This window comes from Stenotrophomonas maltophilia (genome assembly GCF_001676385.1).
Lineage (GTDB): Bacteria > Pseudomonadota > Gammaproteobacteria > Xanthomonadales > Xanthomonadaceae > Stenotrophomonas > Stenotrophomonas maltophilia_J.
Map to the genome: position 1 here is coordinate 139,977 of NZ_LYVJ01000005.1, position 22,261 is coordinate 162,237.

General features: G+C 67.2%; 21 protein-coding genes. 5 read left to right on the forward strand and 16 right to left on the reverse strand.

Annotated features, from left to right (window positions below; all coding sequences use genetic code 11):
* Positions 1–54: 54 nt before the first annotated feature.
* The 3 genes from smeF to smeD are packed head-to-tail and all read right to left on the reverse strand — an operon-like array spanning position 55 to position 5,829.
* Complete coding sequence (smeF, locus tag A9K58_RS07960) at positions 55–1,455, reverse strand: multidrug efflux RND transporter outer membrane subunit SmeF (protein ID WP_155760455.1); 1,401 nt, start codon at positions 1,453–1,455, stop codon at positions 55–57.
* Between the two features lie 57 nt (positions 1,456–1,512).
* On the reverse strand, positions 1,513–4,635 hold the full coding sequence (gene smeE, locus A9K58_RS07965; RefSeq protein WP_065198860.1) for a multidrug efflux RND transporter permease subunit SmeE: 3,123 nt from the start codon (positions 4,633–4,635) through the stop codon (positions 1,513–1,515).
* Positions 4,636–4,647: 12 nt separating this feature from the next.
* The gene (gene smeD / locus A9K58_RS07970; RefSeq protein WP_065198861.1) at positions 4,648–5,829 is read right to left on the reverse strand and encodes a multidrug efflux RND transporter periplasmic adaptor subunit SmeD; all 1,182 of its coding nucleotides are present in this window, start codon (positions 5,827–5,829) and stop codon (positions 4,648–4,650) included.
* Between the two features lie 206 nt (positions 5,830–6,035).
* On the opposite strand from smeD, the gene smeT reads away from it, so the two are divergent.
* Together smeT and A9K58_RS07980 are read left to right on the forward strand one after the other, a co-directional pair.
* A complete protein-coding gene (gene smeT / locus A9K58_RS07975; protein ID WP_065198862.1) occupies positions 6,036–6,695 on the forward strand; it encodes an efflux transporter SmeDEF transcriptional repressor SmeT in 660 nt (219 codons plus the stop codon).
* A gap of 59 nt (positions 6,696–6,754) precedes the next feature.
* Complete coding sequence (locus A9K58_RS07980) at positions 6,755–7,747, forward strand: Gfo/Idh/MocA family protein (RefSeq protein ID WP_065199019.1); 993 nt, start codon at positions 6,755–6,757, stop codon at positions 7,745–7,747.
* A gap of 94 nt (positions 7,748–7,841) precedes the next feature.
* Here A9K58_RS07980 and hslU read toward each other — a convergent pair whose 3' ends face one another.
* From hslU to A9K58_RS08025, 9 genes are all read right to left on the reverse strand, one after another.
* Complete coding sequence (gene hslU / locus A9K58_RS07985; protein ID WP_065198863.1) at positions 7,842–9,215, reverse strand: ATP-dependent protease ATPase subunit HslU; 1,374 nt, start codon at positions 9,213–9,215, stop codon at positions 7,842–7,844.
* Between the two features lie 94 nt (positions 9,216–9,309).
* A complete protein-coding gene (gene hslV / locus A9K58_RS07990; protein ID WP_065198864.1) occupies positions 9,310–9,861 on the reverse strand; it encodes an ATP-dependent protease subunit HslV in 552 nt (183 codons plus the stop codon).
* Between the two features lie 74 nt (positions 9,862–9,935).
* On the reverse strand, positions 9,936–10,136 hold the full coding sequence (locus A9K58_RS07995; RefSeq protein WP_065199020.1) for a DUF3079 domain-containing protein: 201 nt from the start codon (positions 10,134–10,136) through the stop codon (positions 9,936–9,938).
* A gap of 129 nt (positions 10,137–10,265) precedes the next feature.
* Positions 10,266–11,159, reverse strand: a complete 894-nt coding sequence (gene xerC, locus A9K58_RS08000; protein WP_065198865.1) for a tyrosine recombinase XerC — start codon at positions 11,157–11,159, stop codon at positions 10,266–10,268.
* A gap of 15 nt (positions 11,160–11,174) precedes the next feature.
* On the reverse strand, positions 11,175–11,849 hold the full coding sequence (locus A9K58_RS08005) for a DUF484 family protein (RefSeq protein ID WP_065199021.1): 675 nt from the start codon (positions 11,847–11,849) through the stop codon (positions 11,175–11,177).
* Entirely contained in the window at positions 11,846–12,697 is an 852-nt protein-coding gene (gene dapF, locus A9K58_RS08010; protein WP_065198866.1) for a diaminopimelate epimerase, read from the reverse strand. The genes A9K58_RS08005 and dapF overlap by 4 nt, the downstream gene beginning before the upstream one ends.
* Positions 12,690–12,962, reverse strand: coding sequence for an LPS translocon maturation chaperone LptM (gene lptM / locus A9K58_RS08015; RefSeq protein WP_065198867.1), 273 nt, complete (start codon positions 12,960–12,962; stop codon positions 12,690–12,692). The genes dapF and lptM overlap by 8 nt, the downstream gene beginning before the upstream one ends.
* Before the next feature lie 70 nt (positions 12,963–13,032).
* Entirely contained in the window at positions 13,033–13,458 is a 426-nt protein-coding gene (locus tag A9K58_RS08020; RefSeq protein ID WP_065198868.1) for a YbaN family protein, read from the reverse strand.
* Between the two features lie 54 nt (positions 13,459–13,512).
* Complete coding sequence (locus A9K58_RS08025) at positions 13,513–15,588, reverse strand: S9 family peptidase (protein WP_407070824.1); 2,076 nt, start codon at positions 15,586–15,588, stop codon at positions 13,513–13,515.
* Between A9K58_RS08025 and A9K58_RS20185 the strand changes: the two genes are divergently transcribed.
* Complete coding sequence (locus A9K58_RS20185) at positions 15,563–15,631, forward strand: hypothetical protein (RefSeq protein ID WP_353088925.1); 69 nt, start codon at positions 15,563–15,565, stop codon at positions 15,629–15,631. The two genes, A9K58_RS08025 and A9K58_RS20185, sit on opposite strands and share 26 nt — an antisense overlap.
* A gap of 136 nt (positions 15,632–15,767) precedes the next feature.
* The gene (locus A9K58_RS08030; protein ID WP_065198870.1) at positions 15,768–16,955 is read left to right on the forward strand and encodes a pyridoxal phosphate-dependent aminotransferase; all 1,188 of its coding nucleotides are present in this window, start codon (positions 15,768–15,770) and stop codon (positions 16,953–16,955) included.
* Between the two features lie 87 nt (positions 16,956–17,042).
* Here the strand turns inward: A9K58_RS08030 and A9K58_RS08035 are convergent, their stop codons facing one another.
* Together A9K58_RS08035 and A9K58_RS08040 are read right to left on the reverse strand one after the other, a co-directional pair.
* Positions 17,043–19,139: a prolyl oligopeptidase family serine peptidase gene (locus A9K58_RS08035; RefSeq protein WP_065198871.1), complete on the reverse strand. Its 2,097-nt coding sequence runs from the start codon at positions 19,137–19,139 to the stop codon at positions 17,043–17,045.
* A gap of 69 nt (positions 19,140–19,208) precedes the next feature.
* Entirely contained in the window at positions 19,209–19,532 is a 324-nt protein-coding gene (locus A9K58_RS08040; RefSeq protein ID WP_065198872.1) for a hypothetical protein, read from the reverse strand.
* Between the two features lie 127 nt (positions 19,533–19,659).
* On the opposite strand from A9K58_RS08040, the gene A9K58_RS08045 reads away from it, so the two are divergent.
* Entirely contained in the window at positions 19,660–20,262 is a 603-nt protein-coding gene (locus tag A9K58_RS08045; protein WP_065198873.1) for a lipocalin family protein, read from the forward strand.
* 119 nt (positions 20,263–20,381) lie between these two features.
* On the opposite strand, the gene A9K58_RS08050 is transcribed toward A9K58_RS08045, so the two are convergent.
* Together A9K58_RS08050 and A9K58_RS08055 are read right to left on the reverse strand one after the other, a co-directional pair.
* Positions 20,382–21,071: a methionine ABC transporter permease gene (locus A9K58_RS08050; RefSeq protein ID WP_065198874.1), complete on the reverse strand. Its 690-nt coding sequence runs from the start codon at positions 21,069–21,071 to the stop codon at positions 20,382–20,384.
* Positions 21,068–22,075 (reverse strand): methionine ABC transporter ATP-binding protein, encoded by a 1,008-nt coding sequence (locus A9K58_RS08055; protein WP_065198875.1) that lies wholly within the window; start codon positions 22,073–22,075, stop codon positions 21,068–21,070. Before A9K58_RS08055 ends, A9K58_RS08050 begins: the two co-directional genes overlap by 4 nt.
* Positions 22,076–22,261: the final 186 nt, after the last annotated feature.

A 22,261-nucleotide genomic window follows, 5' to 3' on the forward strand; every position in this document is an offset into this window, starting at 1 on the left:
CATTGATCGTCCAGGCAGGTGCCAACCAAGGTTGGCACCTGCCAGAAGCGCGGACTACCCGCGCTCGTGCCAGCCACCACCCAGCACCTTGTACAGGGTTACGCGGTTGGCCTGTTGCGCCAGCTGGGCCTGCAACTGCGTCTGTTGCGCGCTGTACGCCGTTCGCCGGGCATCGAGCAGGGTGACGAAGCTGTCCAGGCCGGCGTCATAGCGGGCCTGCGACAAGCGGTTGGCCTGCCCGGCGGCGTCCACCAGGCGCTGCTGGGCGTTGACCTGCTCATCCAGGCTGGCATTCAACGCCAGCGCGTCAGCGGCTTCGCGGAAGCCCACCTGGATTGCCTTCTCGTACTGCGCCAGCGCGATATCACGGTCGGCGTTGGCGATGGCCAGGTTGGCGCGCAGCTTGCCACCCTGGAAGATCGGCAGGGTCACTTTCGGCAGGAAGCTCCACAGGCGGGTGTCGCTGTCGAACAGGTTGGACAGTTCAGTCGATCCACTCCCGAGGCTCCCGGTCAGTGAAATGCTGGGGAAGAACGCCGCGCGTGCCGCACCGATGTTGGCATTGGCCGCCAGCAGCTGGTGCTCGGCGGCCATGATGTCCGGGCGCTGCAGCAGCACGTCGCTGGGCAGGCCCGCCGGTGGCGGTGCCACCGCCAGCAGCCGCGGCTCGATGCTGTCCGGCAGCAGCGCCGGATCGAGCGGGCCACCGGCCAGCAGCGCCAACGCATTGCGGTCCTGGGCCAGCTGGCCACGCAGGCGCGCCACATCGGTGCGTGCGGCCTCTACCAGCGTGCGGGTCTGGGTCAGCTCCAGCGCCGAACTGCCGCCTCGCTCGTGCCGGGCTTCGGCCAGGCGCAGCGAATCCTCATAGGTCTGCAACGTGGCTTCGGCAATCTTCAGCTGCTGCGCGTCGGCCCCATGGGTCAACCACGCGGTAGCGGTCTCGGCGATCAGGCTCAGCTGCGCGCTCCGGCGGTTGGCAGCCACGGCAAAATACTGCTGCAGTGCCGCCTCACTGAGGTTGCGCACGCGACCGAACAGGTCGAGCTCGAACTCGGCCACGCCGACACCGGCGGTGAACTGTTCGGTCACACCGGCGCCGGTGCCCTGCCGCTGCATCTGGCCAGTGACGGCCACGCCGGGCACGCGATCGGCACGCTGCACGCGGTACTGGCCACGCGCGCGCTCGACGTTCAGCACGGCCACGCGCAGGTCGCGGTTGTTGTGCAGCGACTGGTCGATCACCTGCTGCAGGCGCGCATCGGTGAAGAAGTCGCGCCAGCCGAGTGCAGCAGCATCGATGACTTCGCCCTGGGACACCTCGGCCGGCCACTGCGCCGGGATGGCCGGAGCGACGGCGGTGTCCTTCGGCGCCAGGGTGGAGCAGCCGGCCAGCGCGAGCGCGGCGGCAATGGAAAGGAACAGGGATGCACTTTTCATGGGAATGACTTCCATCGGTACTGCCGGATGGCAGGAGGCAATGCCGGCCAGTGGCCGGCACTACCGTTTCGATCACGTCGTGGATCTGCGCTTGAACACGCGCTGCACCACCACGAAGAACAGCGGCACGAAGAACACGCCGAGCACGGTGCCGACGATCATGCCGCCGAGCACGCCGGTGCCGATCGCCTGCTTGGCGCCGGAGCCGGCACCGCTGGAGATCGCCAGCGGTACCACGCCCATGCCGAAGGCCAGCGAGGTCATCACGATCGGGCGCAAGCGATCGCGCACGGCGTGCATGATCGAGTCGATCAGGCTGGCGCCCTTCTCCAGGTTTTCCTTGGCGAACTCGACGATCAGGATCGCGTTCTTGCTGGTCAGGCCCACCGTGGTCAGCATCGCCACCTGGAAGTAGATGTCGCGCTCCAGGCCCTTGAAGGTGTTGGCCAGCACGGCGCCGAGGATGCCCAGCGGGGCGGCCAGCAGCACGGCGGTCGGCACGCTCCAGCTCTCGTACATCGCGGCAAGGCACAGGAACACGATCATCAGCGACAGCGCATACAGCAGCGGCGTCTGCGAACCGGCCTGGCGTTCCTGGTAGGACATCGCCGTCCATTCGATGCCGAAGCCTGGCGGCAACTGCTTGGCCAGCTGCTCGATCTCGGCCATGGCATCACCGGAGGCAACACCCGGCGCCGGCTCGCCCTGGATCTCCATCGCCGACACGCCGTTGTAGCGCTCCAGGCGCGGCGAGCCGTAGTCCCAGTGCTTGGTGGCGAACGCACTGAACGGCACCATTTCGCCCTTGTCGTTCTTCACGGACCACAGATCGAAGTCCTCCGGCACCATGCGGAACGCCTGGTCGGCCTGCACGAACACGCGCTTGACGCGGCCGCGATCGACGAAGTCGTCGATGTACGAGCTGCCCCACGCGGCGGCCAGCGTGCTGTTGATCTGGTCGATCGACAGCCCCAGCGACGTCGCCTTGGCCGCATCGATGTCGATGCGGAACTGCGGCGTGTCTTCCTGGCCGTTGGGGCGCACGTTGGCCAGCTTCTTGCTGCCGGCGGCGAGGCCGAGCAGCTGGTTGCGTGCGGCCACCAGTGCCTCGTGGCCCTGCCCGCTGTTGTCCTTCAGGAAGAAGGTGTAACCCGAGGCAGTGCCCAGCTCCGGGATGGCCGGCGGCGGGAAGGCGAAGATGAAGGCATCCTTGATCTGGCCCAGCGCCGCCATCGCGCGGCCGGTGATCGGCATCACGCCATTGCTGGCGTCGCGCTCGCTCCAGTCCTTCAGCTTGACGAACGCCATGCCCGCGTTCTGGCCCATGCCGGCAAAACTGAAGCCCTGCACCGAGAACACCGAGTCCACCGCATCCTTCTCGTTCTGCAGGAAGTGGTTTTCCAGGGCTGCGATCGATTCCAGCGTGCGTTCCTGGGTGGCACCGACCGGTGCCTGCACCAGCGCCATCAGCACGCCCTGGTCCTCGTTGGGCAGGAACGAGCTGGGCAGGCGCACGAACAGCACGCCCATCAGCACGAACAGCGCCGCCACGACGCCCATGAAGCGCCATGGGCGGTGGATGATGCCGCGCACGCCGCGCTGGTAGCTTTCGCTGGTACGGTCGAAGCCGCGGTTGAAACCATTGAAGAAGCGGCCGGCCAGGCCGCGGTGGGCGACATGGTGCTCACCCTTCTTCAGCGGCTTGAGCAGGGTCGCGCACAGCGCCGGGGTCAGCACGATCGCCACCAGCACCGACAACGCCATCGCCGAAACGATCGTGGCCGAGAACTGGCGATAGATCACGCCGGTGGAGCCGCTCATGAAGGCCATCGGCACGAACACGGCCGACAGCACCAGGCCGATGCCCACCAGCGCACCGGTGATCTGGCCCATCGACTTGCGCGTCGCTTCGAGCGGCGACAGCCCTTCCTCGGACATGATGCGCTCGACGTTCTCCACCACCACGATGGCGTCGTCCACCAGCAGGCCGATCGCCAGCACCATCGCGAACATGGTCAGCATGTTCACCGAGAAGCCCAGCATCGCCAGCACACCGAAGGTCCCCAGCAGCACCACCGGCACCGCGATGGTCGGGATCAGGGTGGCGCGGAAGTTCTGCAGGAACAGGTACATCACCACGAACACCAGCACGATCGCTTCGAGCAGGGTCTGCACCACGCCCTTGATCGACACGCGCACGAACGGGGTGGTGTCGTACGGGATCTCCGCCTTCAGCCCGGCCGGGAAGAAGCTCTTCATGTCCTCCAGCGCGGCATCCACGCCGGCGGCGGTATCCAGCGCATTGGCGCCGGTGGCCAGGGTGACGGCCAGGCCGCTGGCCGGCTGGCCGTTGTAGCGGGTGACGAAGTCATACGACTCCGCGCCCAGCTCGACGCGGGCGACATCTCCCAGGCGCAGTTCGGCGCCGTCCTGCGCGCCACGCACGATGATGTTGCGGAACTGTTCCGGGGTCTGCAGGCGCGACTGCGCGTTGATCGTGGCGTTGAGCTGCTGGCCCTTCACCGATGGTGCACCGCCGAGCTGGCCGATGGCCACCTGGGCGTTCTGTGCCTTGATCGCGGCGGTCACTTCCGCAACCGAAAGGCCATAGGCATGCAGCTTGTTCGGGTCCAGCCAGATGCGCATGGCGTACTTGCCACCGAACACCTGGATGTTGCCCACGCCCGGCACGCGGCTGAGGCGGTCGACAACGTTGGAGCCGACGTAGTCGGCGATGTCGTTCGCATCCATGCTGCCGTTCTCGGACACGAACGCGATGACGTTCAGGAAGCCCGAACTGGACTTGGCTACGTTGATGCCCTGCCGTTGCACTTCCTGCGGCAGCAGCGGCATGGCCAGCTGCAGCTTGTTCTGCACCTGCACCTGGGCGATGTCCGGGTTGGTGCCACTCTCGAAGGTCAGGGTGATGGTGGCCTGGCCGTTGGACGAGCTGTTGGAGGAGAAGTAGATCAGGCCATCAAGGCCCTTCATGTTCTGCTCGATGATCTGCGTCACCGAGTCCTCGACCACCTTGGCCGAGGCACCCGGGTAGGTGGCGCTGATTTCCACCGCCGGCGGCGCGACGTTGGGGTACATCGAGACCGGCAGCTTGAACAGGGCCAGGCCGCCGGCGAGCATGATGATGATGGCGATCACCCACGCGAAGATGGGTCGATCGATGAAAAAGCGTGCCATGGGGTTCTCCGCTTACTTCGCGTCGCCGGCCGGGGCGGCAGGCTGGGCAGGCGCCGCCTTGGCGGGTGCGTCGCCCTTCTCGGTGGCCTTGACCGGCATGCCGGGGCCGATCTTCTGCAGGCCTTCGACGATGACCTTGTCGCCGGCCTTCAGGCCGTCCTCGACCAGCCATTTGTCGCCGACCGTGCGGCTGACCTTGACCGGGCGCACTTCGACCTTGCTGTCCTTGCCGACCACCATCGCGGTGGTGTCGCCCTTCGGATCGCGGGCGATGCCCTGCATCGGCACCAGCACCGCATCGCTGCGCACACCGCCGCCGATCACCGCACGCACGTACATGCCCGGCATCAGCAGGCCGTCCGGGTTGTCCACCTTCACGCGCAGGCCGAAGCTGCCGGTGGCCGGGTCGACGCTGACTTCGGAGAACTCCAGCGTGCCCTTGTGCTCGAAGGTGCTGCCGTCTTCCATCAGGATGCTGACCGGCAGCGTCTGGTTGTCCTGCAGGCGGCCGGCGGCCAGTTCGCGGCGCAGCTGCAGCAGCTCGGCCGAGGACTGGGTCAGGTCGACATAGATCGGGTCCAGCTGCTGCACGGTGGCCAGTGCAGTGGCCTGGCCGGCGCTGACCAGCGCGCCCTGGGTGACGCTGGACTTGCCGATGCGGCCGCTGATCGGCGCGGTGATTCGGGCGTAGCCCAGAGTGACGTTGGCCGCATCCAGCGCGGCCCTGGCAGCCCCAACATCGGCTTCAGCCTGCTTCTGCGCGGCCACGGCGTTTTCCAGGTCCTGCTGGCTGACCGCGTCGACCTTGGCCAGCTCGCTGATGCGCCTGGCGCTCAGGCGCGCGGCATTGGCGGTGGCTTCGGCGCGCGCCAGCTGGGCGCGGGCACTGTTGGCCTGGGCGCGGTAGCTGGCGTCCTCGATCTGGTACAGCGGCTCGCCGGCCCTGACCATGCCGCCCTCGGTGAACAGGCGCCTGGCGACGATGCCATTGACCTGCGGGCGCACTTCGGCGACCAGGAAGGCGTTGGTGCGGCCCGGCAGTTCGCGGGTCAGGCCCACGGTCGCGGACTTCAGCGTGACCACGGTGACCTGGCCGGGGCCCTGCTCGGGGGCCTGGGGTTGGCCGCCACAGGCAGCCACGGTCGCGGCGATCGCCAGTGACAGCGCAATGGGTCGGATTCGGCTCAGCAACATGACGGAAAGGCTCTCAGGGAAAGGAATCTCAAACAGCGCTGATACCGACCGAAGCGCCAGCAGGCAACGCTCACCAGTGGGGAGTGGGAGCCGGACCGGCTTGCCACGCACACGGCGGGAATGATGGGAGCGAAATATACATACATGCTTGTTTGTTTGTAAACCAGTACAATTCAGCCACGTTTCACCCGCCCGCATACCCATCCATGGCCCGCAAGACCAAAGAGGACACCCAGGCAACCCGGGAAGGCATCCTTGACGCCGCCGAAGCCTGCTTCCATGAACACGGCGTGGCCCGCACCACGCTGGAGATGATCGGTGCCCGCGCCGGTTACACCCGGGGCGCGGTGTACTGGCACTTCAAGAACAAGAGCGAGGTGCTGGCCGCGATCGTCGAGCGGGTGCACCTGCCTTTCATGCAGGAACTGGAGCGGACCTCGACCGACCAGCGCGACACCCCGGTGCATGACCTGCGCGCGGTGATGATCCACTCGTTCATCGAGCTGTCCGAAGACGAACGCCTGCGCAAGACCATGGAGATCATGCTGCGCAGCGATGCCTCGGCCGATACCAGGGTGTTGACCGAACTGCAGCAGGCGGGTTTCCGCGACGCGCTGGACCGCATGGAACGTGCACTGCGCCGTGCCAGGGACCTGGGCCAGCTGCGCGAGGGTGCCGACCCGAAGATCGCCGCACGCATGCTGCACGCCACCGTGCTGGGCGTGCTGCACGGCGCGATGGTCGAACCGGACCTCATGGACCTCAAGCGCGACGGCATGCTGGCGCTGGACATGACCCTGGCCGCCTACGTGAAGGACGGTGTGTTCGTACCCGGTACGGTGCCCGAGCCGCTGCCGGAGGCGTAGATCACCTGGCGCGGTGAACGTTGCACGCTCCCGACCCGATCAACAGCGAGAACGACGCGATGGTGCTGGACAACGTGGTGTGGGGTTTCATCGGCTGCGGCAGTGTCACCGAGAAAAAGAGCGGCCCCGCCCTGGCCGGCACGCCTGGCTCAGGGGTGGCGGCAGTGATGCGCCGCAATGCAGCGCTGGCCGAAGACTACGCCCGGCGCCATGCCGTTCCCCGCTGGTACACGGATGCCGGTGCGCTCATCGCCGATCCGGACGTGAACGCGGTGTACGTCGCAACACCGCCGTCCACTCATATGCACTACGCGCTGCAGGCGATCGCTGCAGGCAAGCCGGTCTACATCGAAAAGCCGATGGCGATGGACCACGGCGAATGCCAGCGCATCATGGAAGCCAGCACGCGCAGCGGCGTGCCGGTGTTCGTGGCCTACTACCGCCGTGCCCTGCCCCGCTTCGCGCAGGTGAAGCAGTTGCTGGACAACGGCGTGATCGGTACGCCGCGCTGCGTGCGCGCCACCCTGCACCGGGCGCATTCGGCAGCTGCCGCATCGCCGGACTTCTGGCGGACCAATCCCGCGATCGCAGGTGGCGGGCTGTTCGTCGATCTGGGCTCGCACACGCTGGACCTGCTCGACCACCTGCTGGGGCCGTTGACCGATGTCCACGGCCTGGCCAGTTCGCAGGCAGGCGCGTATGCCGCCGAGGACAGCGTCTCGATGTGCTTCCGCACCGGGACCGGGGCCCACGGCATCGCCCAGTGGAGCTTCTGCGCATTCCGCCGCCACGATGAAATCGAGATCACCGGCGACCGCGGCCGGCTGCGCTTTGCCACCTTCGAGGACGTTCCCGTGGTACTGGAAACCGAAGCCGGCATGCAGACGTTCGACATCCCGAACCCACCATCGATCCAGCAACCGCTGATTGCCACCCTTGTGGACGAACTGCGCGGCAGCGGCCGTTCGCCCTCGACCGGCGTCAGCGCTGCCCGCACCAGTGCGGTGATCGACCAGGTGTTGCAGGACTATCGCGCCCGGCACTCGCGCTGACCGCCAACAGGAAAGGCCGCCGTCCGGCGGCCTCTTCTGTTGCGGGCGGGGCCAGAGCCCTCGCCACGGCAAGGGATCCCGCATCCAACGGGCGTTACAGGATGTAGCGGCTCAGGTCCGGGTCCTGCACCAGCTCACCCAGGTGCTTGTCGACGTAGGCGCTGTCGATGGCCAGGGTTTCGCCGTCGCGGTCCGGCGCCTCGTAGCTGAGCGAATCCAGCAGGCGCTCCAGCACGGTGTGCAGGCGGCGGGCACCGATGTTCTCCTGGCGCTCGTTCACCTGGAAGGCGATCTCGGCCAGGCGCTCGATCGCGTCGGTGGTGAAGCTGACCTTGACGCCCTCGGTGGCCAGCAGCGCTTCGTACTGCTTGGTCAGCGCGGCCTTCGGCTCGGTCAGGATGCGCACGAAATCGCCCTTGCTCAGCGCCCCCAGTTCGACACGGATCGGGAAGCGGCCCTGAAGTTCCGGAATCAGGTCGCTGGGCTTGGCCAGGTGGAAAGCGCCCGACGCAATGAACAGGATGTGGTCGGTCTTGATCGTGCCGTACTTGGTCGACACGTTGGAGCCCTCCACCAGCGGCAGCAGGTCGCGCTGCACGCCTTCGCGCGAGACGTCGCCACCGCCGACGTTGTCACCGCGCTTGGCAACCTTGTCGATCTCGTCGATGAAGACGATGCCATGCTGCTCGCAGGCCTCGATCGCGGCGGTGCGGATATCGTCCTCGTTGACCAGCTTGCCGGCCTCTTCTTCGATCAGCAGTGGACGCGCGGCCTTGATGGCCAGCGTACGCTTGTGCGCCTTGGCGCCGCCACCGAGGTTGGCGAACATCGACTTCAGTTGCTGGCCCATCTCCTCCATGCCCGGCGGGGTCATGATGTCCAGGCTGACGTTGGCAGCCAGGTCGAGTTCGATCTCGCGCTCGTCCAGTTCACCATTGCGCAGCATCCTGCGGAATTTGATGCGGGTCTCGCTGTCCTGCGCCGACGGTTCGCTGCGTGCCACGTCCGGATCGAACCCGATGCCACCGCTGCGACGCGGCAGCAGCGCATCCAGGATGCGGTCTTCGGCGCGCTCTTCGGCCTGGGTCCGCACGCGCACCTTGGCCTGTTCGCGGTACAGCTTGACCGCCGTGTCAGCCAGGTCACGGATGATCTGCTCGACGTCCTTGCCGACGTAGCCGACCTCGGTGAAGCGGGTCGCTTCGACCTTCACGAACGGCGCATTGGCCAAGGTGGCCAGGCGACGCGCGATCTCGGTCTTGCCGACGCCGGTCGGGCCGATCATCAGGATGTTCTTCGGCATGACTTCATTGCGCAGCTCCGCTGGCAGCTGCATGCGACGCCAGCGGTTGCGCAGGGCGATGGCCACCGCGCGCTTGGCGTCGTGCTGGCCGACGATGTGCCGGTCCAGTTCCTGCACGATCTCGCGCGGGGTCATGGTGGCGGAGGAAACTTCGATCTTCGACATGGATGTGCTCACGGATTCAGATGCATGTAGAGCCGAGCCATGCTCGGCTGGCGGGCAGCCCTGCCGAGCATGGCTCGGCACTACGGAAGAGCGGTCAAAGCTCCTCGACCACCACGTTGCGGTTGGTATAGATGCAGATGTCACCGGCGATGCCGATCGCTTCGCTGGCGATGGTGCGCGCATCCAGTTCGGTATGTGCCATCAGCGCACGCGCAGCCGACAGTGCATACGAGCCACCGGAACCGATGGCGATGATGCCGTCCTCCGGCTCGATCACATCGCCGGTACCGCTGATGATCAGCGAGGTTTCCTTGTCGGCCACCGCCAGCAGGGCTTCGAGCTTGCCCAGGCGGCGCTCGGTGCGCCAATCCTTGGCCAGCTCGACCGCAGCACGCTGCAGCTGGCCGTGCTTTTCCAGCTTGGCCTCGAACAGCTCGAACAGGGTGAAGGCATCGGCGGCGGCACCGGCGAAGCCGGCCAGCACCTGGCCATCACGGCCGAGGCGGCGCACCTTGCGCGCGTTGCCCTTCATCACGGTGTGGCCCAGCGTGACCTGGCCGTCGCCGGCAATGGCCACATGCCCGCCGCGACGAACGCAGACGATGGTGGTGGCGTGGAAAACGTTGGGGTTCTGACTGGGGTCCATGCGGCCTCCGATGGCTGTCTCCGGGACATGGGGACAGCGCCGGGTACGATCAAGCCTGCGTGGATGGCTGCCGTTCAGCGCTTGGCGTGCGCTGGCCGGTCCGGATCGGCCTCGATGCCCCAGGCGATGTACCAGTCTTCACCCTGCGTCTCGATCGGGTGCTGGGTGCGGCCGGAACCGTTGCCGCAGGCCAGCGCGTCAGCCGCACAGTAACGGTCGCAGCCCCAGCAGATGCGCTCGGGGTGGCGGGGATGCAACGGAACCGGCTTTGCCATGCCTGCAGTGTCCTCGTGGCCTGCGACCATGGTGCGCCAACGGCGCCGGCCCTGCCCTGATGCGGATCAAGCGGCGGTTGTTCCGGCAGCACCAAGCATGGATCGCACAGCCGCCGGAAGGGCCTGGCATTACCCGCTCCCGCCGGGCGGATCCTTGCGGCGCTTCGCACGTGGATGCGCGGCATCGTAGACCTTGGCCAGGTGCTGGAAGTCGAGGTGGGTATAGATCTGGGTGGTCGCAATGTCGGCGTGGCCGAGCAGCTCCTGCACGCCGCGCAGGTCGCCGGACGACTCCAGGATGTGGCTGGCGAAACTGTGCCGCAGCATGTGGGGATGCACATGCTTGAACAGGCCCTGGCGCTGCGCCAGCTGGCGGATGCGGATCTGCACCGCGCGCTGGCTGATCGGCCCGTTACGGCCGGGAAACACCGGCGTGGCCGGGCCGCCGCCGCTTTCCGCACGCCACGCCTGCAGCGCTTCACGCGCCGGCCGCCCGAAGGGTACCCGGCGCTGCCGGTTGCCCTTGCCCGTTACATTGACCAGGCCGCTGGCGAAATCCAGGTCGCGCCAGGTCAGCGCGCAGACTTCGCTCAGCCGCAGGCCCGAGGAATAGAACAGCTCCAGCAGCGCGCGGTCACGGCGGCCGAGCTCACCGTCTGGTTCCAGCTCGACCAGCTGCACCGCTTCATCGGCATCGAGCACCTGCGGCAGCCTGCGCGGCGCACGTGGTGCCTTCAGCGTCGCCGCTGGACTGGCCTCGATGCGTCCATGCTTGAGCAGCCAGGCGTAGAAGCTTCGGCAGGCCGACAACCGGCGCTGCAGGCTCTTGGCCGACAGGCCGCGGCGGTGCTCATCGGCAACAAACTGGCGCAGCGCCTCGGCGTCGAGTGCCTCCACCGCAACACCACGCGGTTCGGCCCAGGCCGACAACGCATCCAGGTCACGGCGGTAGGCATCGAGCGTATGCACCGACATCCGCCGCTCCACCTGCAGGTGCTGCAGGAAGGCCTGTACCGCGCTCATCGCCGGGCGTTCCGCTCAGCCCTGGAAGCGCTTCAGGCCGGTGGCCAGGGCATCGCCCATCATGCGCAGGAACAGCGTGCCCATGCCCGGATAGAAGCGGTTCGGGTCATGGCTGCCCACTGCGATCAGGCCCACGCCCGGCAATGGCAGCAGCGCGGTGGTCTGCACTTCCTCGCTGCGCACGCCATACAGCACGGCATTCTTTTCCGGCTGCAGGCGGCCACAGATCGGCTCGCCATCCTTCAGGCAATCACGGAACGGGCCCAGCTGCGGATCATCGGCGGCGATGACCTGCAGCCAGTCGGCCTGTTCCAGCCCGGCCACCGGCGCATGCACCACCAGCCGCACCAGGTCGCCGGCGAAATCTTCCTGCAGCGAGGCAGCCATCGCACGCAGGGTGTCGGCGGCGTTGTCCTGCTTCATCAGCGCCAGGGTCAGCTGATGCGTGCGCACCGCCAGGCGTTCGTTGACCTGGGCGGTCGCGCCCAGGTCGGCCAACCGTCGCGCCAGCTCGCGGTTCTTCTCGCGCAGCACTTCCAGCTGGTAGCTGGCCAGCGACGCGGTCGGGCCGTCGTCGCGCGGCACCACCAGGGTCAGGGCCAGGTCCGGGAACTGCTTGAGGAAGCCCGGATGTCGCCGCAACCAGGCCGCGACTTCATGGGCCCCGAGCTTGTCGACGATGTCGGTCATGCCATCCACTCCCCTTCAAAGACGAATGCAGTCGGGCCGGCCATCACCACCGGCTGGCCCTCGCCCGGCCATTGAATGCGCAGGTCGCCACCGGGCAGGCTGATGCGGGCGTCGCGCCGCAGGCGGCCGCGCTGCATCAGGGTCACTGCGGCGGCACAGGCGCCACTTCCGCAGGCCAGCGTTTCGCCGACGCCACGCTCGTATACCCGCAGGCGGGCATGTTCCGGCCCCATCACCTGGGCAAAGCCCACGTTCACCGAGCGCGGGAACGAGGCATGCTGCTGCAGCAGCGTGCCGACGCGCTCGACCGGCGCGGCATCGACCAGGCCCACTTCGATCACCGCGTGCGGGTTGCCCATCGATACCGCCGCGAAGCGTACGCTCTCGCCCTGCAATGGCAGCAGGTACTCTTCGCGTGCATGGGCGAAGCCCATCAGCGGCACGTTGGCCGGCTCGAATCTGGGCACGCCCATGGTTACTGCGAACCGGTCATCGCCCAGTACCTTCACTTCGTGGCTGGCCAGTGGGCTGTCGATGACGAAGTGATCGCCCTGCGCACTGCCCTCGCGTACCAGCCAGGCGGCGATGCAGCGCGCGCCGTTGCCGCACTGCTCGGAATTGGAGCCGTCGGCGTTCCAGATCCGGTACGAGGCCACCGAGCCTTCCTCACGCGGCGCTTCGATGGTCAGGATCTGATCGCAACCGACGCCGGTGTGGCGGTCGGCCAGGCGTGCGGCCAGTCCAGGCGTGGGCGGCAAGGTGCCGTCCCGCAGGTCGATCACTACGAAATCATTGCCCGCACCGTGCATCTTGCTGAAGCGCAGCGCCTTGGAACCCGCCTTACTCATTCCCGTCGTCCGCCTTCTTCGCTGGCGCAGGTGCCGGCTGCGTCGTCGGTGCGGCCGGGTCCACCGTCGTGGCGGGTGTATCAGCGCCCTGGGTTTCCGCCGGGACCGCCTCGGCGGCAGGCGCGGTAGCGGGTTCGACGGCTTCTTCCACCGGCACCGGCTTCTGTGGCAGTACCAGCGGGCCCTTGTTGCCGCAGGCGGCGAGGAACAGCAGCGAGGCCGCTGCCAGCGGAATCAGGATGGCGTTTCGAGGGGGGATCTTCATGCCCCCGAGTATAGCCATTGGTGGCTGAGCGGTTGGTGCAGCCGATCGGGTTGCCGGCCAGCGGCCGGCACTACCGCTCCGGCGGCGGCAACGGCCGGGTCCACAGCCAGATCGCCACCACGGTCATGCTGCCGATCGAGAATCCCTTCACCCACGCGTTCGGCACGCACCACAGCATGATGCCGGCACACACGGCCATGGTAATCGTGGCCATCCATTTGCCGTAGCGGCTCACCGCACCGTGGGCCTGCCAGTTGCTGATGGCCGGGCCGAAACGTGGATGCTGCAGCAGCCAGCCGTGCAGGCGCTCGGAACCGCGCGAGGCGGCCCAGGCCGAGATCAGGATGAACACGGTGGTCGGCAGGCCCGGCACGAAGATGCCGACGATGCCGGTACCCAGGCTGACGTAGGCCAGCAGCCACCACGCCCATCGGAAGCGCACCGCGCGCGGCGGCGCGGCGGTCTCGCGGGGTGCGGGTGCTTCGGGCAGGCTCATGGCCGCAAGGATAACGGTTCGGGGTGCCCGGCAGTGCCCGGCACCCCGCCGGGGTCACGGTTGCCCGATGCCCAGCTGCTGCAGCACGAAGGCATACGACTCGGACAGCTCGCGGTAGCGCTGGAAGCGCCCCGACTTGCCGCCGTGGCCGGCTTCCATGTTGGTGCGGAACAGGATCGGATAATGGCCGGTGTTGTCGTCGCGCAGCCTGGCCACCCACTTGGCCGGCTCCCAGTACTGCACCTGCGAATCCCACAGGCCGGTACCGACGAACAGCGCCGGGTAGGCCTGCCGCTTCACGTTGTCATAGGGCGAGTAGGACAGCATGTAGTCGTAGTACTGCTTCTGTTCCGGGTTGCCCCACTCGTCGTATTCGTTGGTGGTCAGCGGAATGGTCGGGTCGAGCATGGTGGTGACCACGTCGACGAACGGCACCTGGGCCACCATCACCCGGTAATCCTGCGGCGCCTGGTTGGCCACTGCGCCCATCAGCAGGCCGCCGGCGCTGCCGCCGGACGCGGCCACGCGATCCTTCGCCGCCCAGCCCTGCGCCACCAGGCCACGGGTGACGTCGATGAAGTCGTTGAAGGTGTTCTGCTTGTGCAGCAGCTTGCCGTTCTCGTACCAGTCGCGGCCCATTTCCTGGCCGCCACGGATGTGGGCAATGGCATACACCACGCCACGGTCGAGCAGGCTCACCGCCGTCTGGTTGAAATACGGGTCCATCGACATGCCGTAGCTGCCGTAGGCGTACTGGAACAGCGCACCCTTGCCGTCCTTCTGGTAGCCCTTGCGGTAGACCAGCGACACCGGCACCTTCACGCCATCGCGCGCGGTGATCCAGACGCGGTCGGTTTCATACTTCGATGCGTCATAGCCGATCACCGGCTGCACCTTCAGCTGGCGACGCTCGCCGGTGGCGGTGTTCAGCTCGAATACCGTGGTCGGCGTGGTCATCGAGGTGTACACGTAGCGCAGCCACGGCGTCTCGGCTTCGGTGTTGTCACCCAGGCCCATCGAGTAGGCCGGTTCATCGGCCTTCACGTAGTCGCTGCGGCCGTCCTTGAACAGCAGGCGGATGCGCTCCAGGCCCTCGGAGCGTTCGGCGATGGCGGTATAACCCTCGAACAGCTCGAAGCCTTCGATGAACACCGCCTCGTCGTGCGCGATCCAGTCCTTCCACTGCGTGCGCGAAGTGGCGTCGGTCGGGGCGGTGACCAGCTTGAAGTTCTTCGCGCCATCGTTGGTGCGGATCACCCAGCGGCCATCGTAGTGGTCGGCGTCGTACTCGACGTCACGCTGGCGCGGCGCCAGCACGGTGAAGGTGGTGGGGTCGCTGGCCGGCGCGTAGCGCTCTTCGGAGGACACGGTGCTGTGCACGCCGATGGTGATGAAGCGATCGTCACGGGTGCGGCCGATGCCCATGTAGAAGCTGTCGTCCTTCTCTTCGTAGACGACGGTGTCGGCGCTGGCCGGGGTGCCCAGCACGTGCTTCTTCACGCGCACGGTCAGCAGCGTTTCCGGATCGTTCTCGACGTACAGCACGGTGCGGTTGTCATCGGCCCAGACCAGGTCGCCGGAGCTGCCGGTGATGACGTCGGGCAGCACCTGGCCGGTCCGCAGGTCCTTGAAACGGAGGGTGTACTGGCGGCGGCCGACGTCATCCTCGGCCCATGCCAGCAGCTGGTTGTCCTGGCTCACTTCCATCGCGCCGACGTTGAAGTAGCCCTTGCCGGCGGCCATCGCGTTGACGTCGAGCAGGATTTCCTCGGCGGCCTCCATGCTGCCCTTGCGGCGGGCGTGGATCGGGTAGTCCTGGCCGGTCTCGAAGCGGCTGTAGTACCAGTAGCCGCGCTCACGCGCCGGAACGCTGGAATCGTCCTGCTTGATGCGGCCGACGATCTCCTTGTACAGGGTGTCTTCGAGCGGCTTCAGCGGCGCCAGCAACTGGTCGGCGTAAGCGTTCTCGGCCTGCAGGTAGGCCAGCATGTCCTTGTTCTCGCGCTTGTCGTCGCGCAGCCAGTAATAGTCATCGTTGCGGGTCGCGCCAAACGGCGCCTTGACCACATGCGGGTGCCGGGCGGCATCCGGCGGAACGGGCGGAGTGGCAGCGGTAGCAGTCGTGGTCATCAGGCTGGCAAGCAACAGGCAAAGGGTGGATTTCATGAAGTAAGGCTCCAGGCGCGTCAATGCAATGGTCTTCGGCGGGGTCAGATCCCTTTTCCCGAAAAGGGATCTGACCCCAATCCCTGCAATGCGGCAACCCTGCGGATCGTCATGGGTCATGCCGACCGGCGTACCATGCGGGCATGAGTACCCTGCCCCACACGCCGGGCTTCAGCCGGCGCAGCCATGAAATCGCCCCGTTCCACGTGATGTCCCTGCTGGCGCGCGCGCAGGCGCTGGAACAGGCCGGCCACGATGTGATCCACCTGGAAATCGGCGAACCGGATTTCACCACCGCCGAGCCCGTCGTCCGTGCCGGCCAGGCCGCGCTGGCCGCCGGCCACACCCGCTACACCGCCGCACGCGGCCTGCCAGCGCTGCGGCAGGCGATCAGCGGCTTCTATCGCAGCCACTACGGTCTGGACATCGATCCCGAACGCATCCTGGTCACCCCGGGCGGTTCCGGTGCACTGCTGCTGGCCAGCAGCCTGCTGGTCGATCCCGGCCGCCATTGGCTGCTGGCCGACCCCGGTTATCCCTGCAACCGCCACTTCCTGCGCCTGGTGGAAGGCGGCGCACAACTGGTCCCGGTCGGGCCGGGGACCGCCTACCAGCTGACGCCATCACTGGTCGAACGGCACTGGAATGCCGACAGCGTCGGTGCGCTGGTTGCCTCACCGGCCAACCCCACCGGCACCGTGCTGTCCGCAAGCGAGCTGGCGGCGTTGTCGACGTCACTGCATGCGCGCGGCGGCCACCTGGTGGTGGACGAGATCTACCATGGCCTGACCTACGGCCTGGATGCCCCCAGCGTGCTGCAGGTGGATGACAGCGCGTTCGTGCTGAACAGCTTTTCCAAGTACTTTGGCATGACCGGCTGGCGGCTGGGCTGGCTGGTGGCGCCCCCAGCGGCGGTGCCGGACCTGGAGAAGCTGGCGCAGAACCTGTACATCAGCGCGTCGAGCATTGCCCAGCATGCTGCGCTGGCCTGCTTCGGCGAAGAATCGATGGCGATCTTCGAGCAGCGCCGCGAGGCGTTCCGCCAGCGCCGCGACTTCCTGCTGCCCGCGCTGCGTGAGCTGGGCTTCCGTATCGAAGTCGAGCCGCAGGGCGCGTTCTACCTGTACGCCGATGTCAGCGCATTCACCGACGACGCGCAGGCGTTCTGCGCCCACTTCCTGGAAACCGAGCACGTGGCATTCACCCCCGGCCTGGATTTCGGCTTCCACCGCGCCAACCAGCACGTGCGCCTGGCCTACACGCAGGAAGTGCCACGGTTGCAGGAGGCGGTGGAGCGGATTGCGCGCGGGCTGAAGCGCTGGAGCGCCTGAGCGGCCGGCGCGAACGGCATCCACGCATGGCGTGGATGCGTGGTCCCAAAGAAAAACGCCGCCCGGGGGCGGCGTTTTTCATTCTGCTTACTTGCCGCCCAAGCGTTCCCACAGGAAGCTGTAGGCCAGCGCCGACATGTGCGCGGCCTGTGCGTTGTTGGCGGCACCGCCGTGGCCCCCTTCGATGTTCTCGTAGTAGGTCACATCCTTGCCCGCGTCGATCATCTTCGCCGCCATCTTGCGGGCGTGGCCCGGGTGCACGCGGTCATCGCGGGTCGAGGTGGTGAACAGCACCGGCGGGTAGTTCTTCTTCGCATCGAACAGGTGGTACGGCGAGAAGGTCCTGATGAACTCCCAGTCGCTGGTGTCCGGGTTGCCGTACTCGGCCATCCATGAGGCGCCCGCCAGCAGGTGGCTGTAGCGCTTCATGTCCAGCAGCGGCACCTGCACCACCACCGCACCGAACAGTTCCGGGTACTGGGTCAGCATGTTGCCGGTCAGCAGGCCTCCGTTGCTGCCCCCCTGCACGCCCAGGTGCTTGGCGCTGGTGATCTTGCGCTTGACCAGATCGCGCGCCACCGCGGCCATGTCTTCATAGGCCTTGTGGCGGTTCTGCTTCAGCGCCGCCTGGTGCCAGCGCGGGCCGTACTCGCCGCCACCGCGGATGTTGGCGACCACGTACACGCCGCCCTTCTCCAGCCAGGCGCGGCCCATGCCACCGGAATAGCTCGGGGTCAGCGAGATCTCGAAACCACCGTAGCCATACAGCAGGGTCGGGTTGGAGCCATCGAGCTTCATCGCCCTGTCGTGCACCACGAAATACGGCACGCGGGTGCCGTCCTTGCTGGTGGCGAAGTGCTGCTCGATCACCTTGCCCTTGGCATCGAAGAAGGCCGGCATGGTCTTCAGCGTTTCCGGGGCCTGGCCGATCTCGGCCAGGGCCAGCGTGGTCGGCGTCAGGTAATCGGTGGCGGTCAGCCACACCGCGTCGCTGTCATTGCTGTCCACCGCAGCCACGCCCAGCGTGCCGAAGGCCGGGGCGCCGACGAACTCGCTCTTCTGCCAACCGCTGGCACCCGGAGTCAGTACCGACAGGCGGTTCTTGACGTCGTCCAGCACGTTCAGCACCAGGTGGCTCCGGGTCCAGGTCGTGCCGGCCAGTGAGGTGGTCGCGGTCGGGGTGAACAGCACCTCGAAGTCGCGCTTGCCGGCCAGGAAATCGTCCAGCCTGGTCGCCAGCAGCGAACCGGACGCATAGGTCTTGCCGCCCACGGTCCACGGATCGCGCAGTTCCAGGGTCAGCCACTGCTTGTGCAGGCCCTTCTCGGCCGAATTCGGCGCGTCGATCCTGGTCAGCGTGCCGTCGTCGCCACGCAGGTAGAGCTCGTTGTTGTAGAACGCCAGCGTGCGGCTGACCAGGTTGCGCTCGAAGCCCGGCGTGTCGTCGTGCATCGCCGCGATGTACATGTCTTCCGGCTTGCCTTCATACACCACGCTCGCCGATGCCATCGGCGTGCCGCGCTTCCACAGCTTGGCCACGCGCGGATAGCCGGAGGTGGTCATCGAACCAGCGCCGAAATCGGTATAGACGAACACGGTGTCGCGATCGACCCAGTTGAGGCCCCCCTTCGACTCCGGACGGAAGAAACCATCCTTGACCCAGGTCTTGCCGGCCAGGTCGAACTCACGGGTGACGTCGGCATCGGCGCCGCCGCGCGACAGCGCGATCAGGCAGCGGCTGTAATCCGGCCGCAGGCAGTCGGCACCGTGCCAGACCCAGTTCTCGCCCTCGGCCTTGTTCAGTGCGTCCAGGTCGAGCACGGTCTCCCACTGCGGCGAGGCCTTGCGGTACTCCGCCAGCGTGGTGCGGCGCCACACGCCGCGTTCGTGCTGCTTGTCCTTCCAGAAGTTGTAGTAGTAGTCACCGATCTTCTGCACGCCAGGAATCTTGGCATCGGAATCGAGCACCTCGCGGATGCTGTTCTCCATCTGCTTGAAGGCCGGGGTCTGCGCCAGGCGCGCCTCGGCCTTGGCGTTCTGTTCCCTGACCCAGGACAGCGGCTTGTCGCCAGTCACGTCCTCCAGCCACGCGTAGCGATCGGTGTCTTCAGCGGCCACGGCGGTCCCCACCGAGGCAGCGGTCATCATGCCGGCCAGCAGGCAGGCGGAAGCGAGTCGTGGCATTGCAGCTCCAGGCAGTCATAAGCCGTGGAACGCTAGCACGGAACGGTACACGCTCCCCCGTGTCGAAGGTCAGGCCGCGGCGGTCGATCGCCGTCGGGCGCGGGCGGGCGCGCCAGCGCGACGACGGGCCTGCCCACCATTGCGCCGCGCCAGGCGCAGCCACGACAGGCGCGGCAATGGAAAGCGCAGCAGGGCCCACCACGCCGCGAGCGGCATGCCCACCAGCCACATCGGCAGCCAGCCCAGCCAGGCGCTGCTGCCACGAGCCGCGGGCCATACCAGGACCAGCGCCACCCCGGCCAGGGCCAGCTGCCGCGCGCTGCGCAGCAGGCGCGGATCCGCGCGCTCGCGGGCGCGTTCAGTTCGAGGAGGGCGGGTGGGACGTGCGTTCATGGAGCTTCTCCGGCAGGCAACGCAGCACAGCATGGGGCGGACGCTTCTCATGGATTGCGACACCATTGACGGATCGCGTGCGCGCAGTCGACCATGCGCGGGCAAGCCCACTGGAGCCCGCTCCCGCATGACCTCGATCCGCCCGTTCTGCGCCGTTCTGCTGGCCCTGTCCCTGGCGGCGCCCGCCCTGGCGGCCGACGAGCCGCCATCGCCCCGTGCCAGCACCGCCGGCGCGGCCGCTCTGGACGCACCGATCGACCTCACGCGTTTCATGGGCACCTGGTATGTGATCGGCCGCGTGCCGAACTTCATCGAGCGTGGCCATGTCGCCAGCGTCAATGAGTACGCGCTGCGCGATGATCACAAGGTGGCCATCACCTACCGCTACCGCGATGGCTTTGGTGAACCGCTGCAGGAGATCCGTGCCCGCGCCAGTGTTGATCCGGGCAGCGGCAACCATGGCTGGCGCACCTGGTTCTACCGTGTGGTACCCACCCATTCGCGGGTACTGGAAGTGGCCCCGGACTATTCGTGGGCCCTCATCGGCTACCCGGGCCGTGAAATGGCCTGGATCTTCGCCCGTACGCCGGACATGGACAAAGCCCTGTACAAGGAGCTGGCCGAGCGACTGCGCGACGAGTACGGCGTGAACACCGACAAGCTCAAGCGCGTGCCACAGCACCCGGAGCAGGTTGGCAAGCTGGGTTACGAAGTACCGAACGTGCGCTGACCGCACATGGGGTTGTCGGCCAGCGGCCGACACTACCGTTTCCACGCAATGGAGCAGAGCCGGCCGCCGGCCGGCTACCGCGATGCACCGGACGATGCCGGGCGCCGCCCGGCCTGCTGTCATCTGCGGCTGTAATGCGCGACCAGGCGGTCGCCGAACATCTGCAGCAGCTGGACCAGCACCAGCAGCAGAACCACGGTGACCAGAGCCACGTCGGTATGCGAACGCTGGTAGCCATCGCGGAAGGCAAGGTCGCCGAGGCCGCCGGAACCGATCGCACCGCCCATCGCAGTGAAGCCGATCAGCGCCACGGTGGTGACGGTCGCACCGGCGATCAACCCGGGCCGGGCTTCCGGCAGCAGCACGCGGGTAACCAGCTGCCAGGTGGTGGCGCCCATCGCCTGGGTGGCCTCGATCACGCCGCGATCCACTTCGCGCAGCGCAGTCTCGACCAGGCGGGCGTAGAACGGCGCCGCGCCGATCACCAGCGGCACGATCGCGCCGCGCACGCCCAGCGAGGTTCCCATCAGGAACAGCGTGACCGGAATCAGCACGATCATCAGGATGATGAAGGGCACCGAGCGCAGCAGGTTCACCACCAGCGCCAGCACGCCGTAGGCGATCGGCCGCCGCTTCATCTGCGGTGCGCCGAACAGATACAGCAGCACGCCCAACGGCAGGCCGATGGCCAGCGTCAGTGGCAGTGAACCGATCAGCATCAGCAGGGTGTCGAGGGTGGCCTGGCCGATATCGGCCCACTTGCCCGCATCCAGGTGGCGGAAGAAGCCGCCGGCAGTCGCGATGATCATCGACGCAGTTCCTCAACGTGAACGCCGGCGGCCACGAACGCGGCCTGCGCGGCGGACTGGTCGCCGCCCACCAGGGCGACCACCAGCTGGCCATACGGGGTGTCCTTGATCCGGTCGATCCGGCCGGACAGGATGTTGTAGTCGACCCCGGTCTGCCGCGCGACGCTGCCGAGCAGGGGTTCATAGGTATCGCCGCCCAGGAAGGTCAGGCGCACGATGCGTCCCCCCACGGCGTCGAAATCGCGGTGCAGCGCACCTTCGTCCACATGCTCCGACTCGCTGACGAAACGGCGCGTGGTCGGATGCTGCGGGTGCAGGAACACCTGGGTCACCGGCCCGGTCTCGACCATCTGGCCGGCGTCGAGCACGGCAACCCGGTCACAGACGCGGCGGATCACGTCCATCTCATGGGTGATCAGTACGATGGTCAGGCCCAGCTCGCGGTTGATCTTCGACAGCAGCGACAGCACCGAGGCCGTGGTCTGCGGATCCAATGCGCTGGTTGCCTCGTCGCACAGCAGGATCTGCGGGCGGGTGGCCAGCGCGCGGGCGATGCCGACACGCTGCTTCTGGCCACCGGAAAGCTGTGCCGGGTATTTCCGCGCGTGCGCCTCCAGGCCCACGGTCTGCAGCAGCTCGGCCACACGCGCATCGATCTCCGCCTTCGGCGTGCCGGCCAGTTCCAGCGGGAAGGCGACGTTGCCAGCCACCGTGCGCGAGGACAGCAGGTTGAAGTGCTGGAAGATCATGCCGATACGCCGGCGCAGCGCGCGCAGGCCGTCCGCATCCAGCGCGGTGACGTCCTCGCCGCCGATCAGCAGGCGGCCACCGCTGGGCTCTTCCAGCCGGTTGATCATGCGGATCAGGGTCGATTTGCCGGCGCCGGAATGACCGATGATGCCGAAGACCTCACCGGCCTCGATGGTGAGGTTCAGCGGTTGCAGCGCGCTGACTTCGCGGCCGGCAACGGCATAGGATTTGTGCAGGCGCTGGAACTCGATCACAGGCGTGGCTCACCGGCTGGGTGACGGAAGGGGGCGTGCAGCCTACCAGCGCAGCCGCTCGCGCGCCCGCGCCATGGGCCAGAATGTTATTCCTTTTGGTTCTAAGGCGCCCGCGCCGGCGCAATGGCCGGGGTCAGAGCTCCTGCGGGGATCTGACCTCGGGATCGGATCCCCGCAGGGGCTTCG

Coding starts and splice junctions, on each gene's coding strand:
- smeF (WP_155760455.1), bottom strand. CDS start 1,455: ATGGAAGTCATTCCCATGAAAAGTGCATCCCTGTTCCTTTCCATTGCC.
- smeE (WP_065198860.1), bottom strand. CDS start 4,635: ATGGCACGCTTTTTCATCGATCGACCCATCTTCGCGTGGGTGATCGCC.
- smeD (WP_065198861.1), bottom strand. CDS start 5,829: ATGTTGCTGAGCCGAATCCGACCCATTGCGCTGTCACTGGCGATCGCC.
- smeT (WP_065198862.1), top strand. CDS start 6,036: ATGGCCCGCAAGACCAAAGAGGACACCCAGGCAACCCGGGAAGGCATC.
- A9K58_RS07980 (WP_065199019.1), top strand. CDS start 6,755: ATGGTGCTGGACAACGTGGTGTGGGGTTTCATCGGCTGCGGCAGTGTC.
- hslU (WP_065198863.1), bottom strand. CDS start 9,215: ATGTCGAAGATCGAAGTTTCCTCCGCCACCATGACCCCGCGCGAGATC.
- hslV (WP_065198864.1), bottom strand. CDS start 9,861: ATGGACCCCAGTCAGAACCCCAACGTTTTCCACGCCACCACCATCGTC.
- A9K58_RS07995 (WP_065199020.1), bottom strand. CDS start 10,136: ATGGCAAAGCCGGTTCCGTTGCATCCCCGCCACCCCGAGCGCATCTGC.
- xerC (WP_065198865.1), bottom strand. CDS start 11,159: ATGAGCGCGGTACAGGCCTTCCTGCAGCACCTGCAGGTGGAGCGGCGG.
- A9K58_RS08005 (WP_065199021.1), bottom strand. CDS start 11,849: ATGACCGACATCGTCGACAAGCTCGGGGCCCATGAAGTCGCGGCCTGG.
- dapF (WP_065198866.1), bottom strand. CDS start 12,697: ATGAGTAAGGCGGGTTCCAAGGCGCTGCGCTTCAGCAAGATGCACGGT.
- lptM (WP_065198867.1), bottom strand. CDS start 12,962: ATGAAGATCCCCCCTCGAAACGCCATCCTGATTCCGCTGGCAGCGGCC.
- A9K58_RS08020 (WP_065198868.1), bottom strand. CDS start 13,458: ATGAGCCTGCCCGAAGCACCCGCACCCCGCGAGACCGCCGCGCCGCCG.
- A9K58_RS08025 (WP_407070824.1), bottom strand. CDS start 15,588: ATGACCACGACTGCTACCGCTGCCACTCCGCCCGTTCCGCCGGATGCC.
- A9K58_RS08030 (WP_065198870.1), top strand. CDS start 15,768: ATGAGTACCCTGCCCCACACGCCGGGCTTCAGCCGGCGCAGCCATGAA.
- A9K58_RS08035 (WP_065198871.1), bottom strand. CDS start 19,139: ATGCCACGACTCGCTTCCGCCTGCCTGCTGGCCGGCATGATGACCGCT.
- A9K58_RS08040 (WP_065198872.1), bottom strand. CDS start 19,532: ATGAACGCACGTCCCACCCGCCCTCCTCGAACTGAACGCGCCCGCGAG.
- A9K58_RS08045 (WP_065198873.1), top strand. CDS start 19,660: ATGACCTCGATCCGCCCGTTCTGCGCCGTTCTGCTGGCCCTGTCCCTG.
- A9K58_RS08050 (WP_065198874.1), bottom strand. CDS start 21,071: ATGATCATCGCGACTGCCGGCGGCTTCTTCCGCCACCTGGATGCGGGC.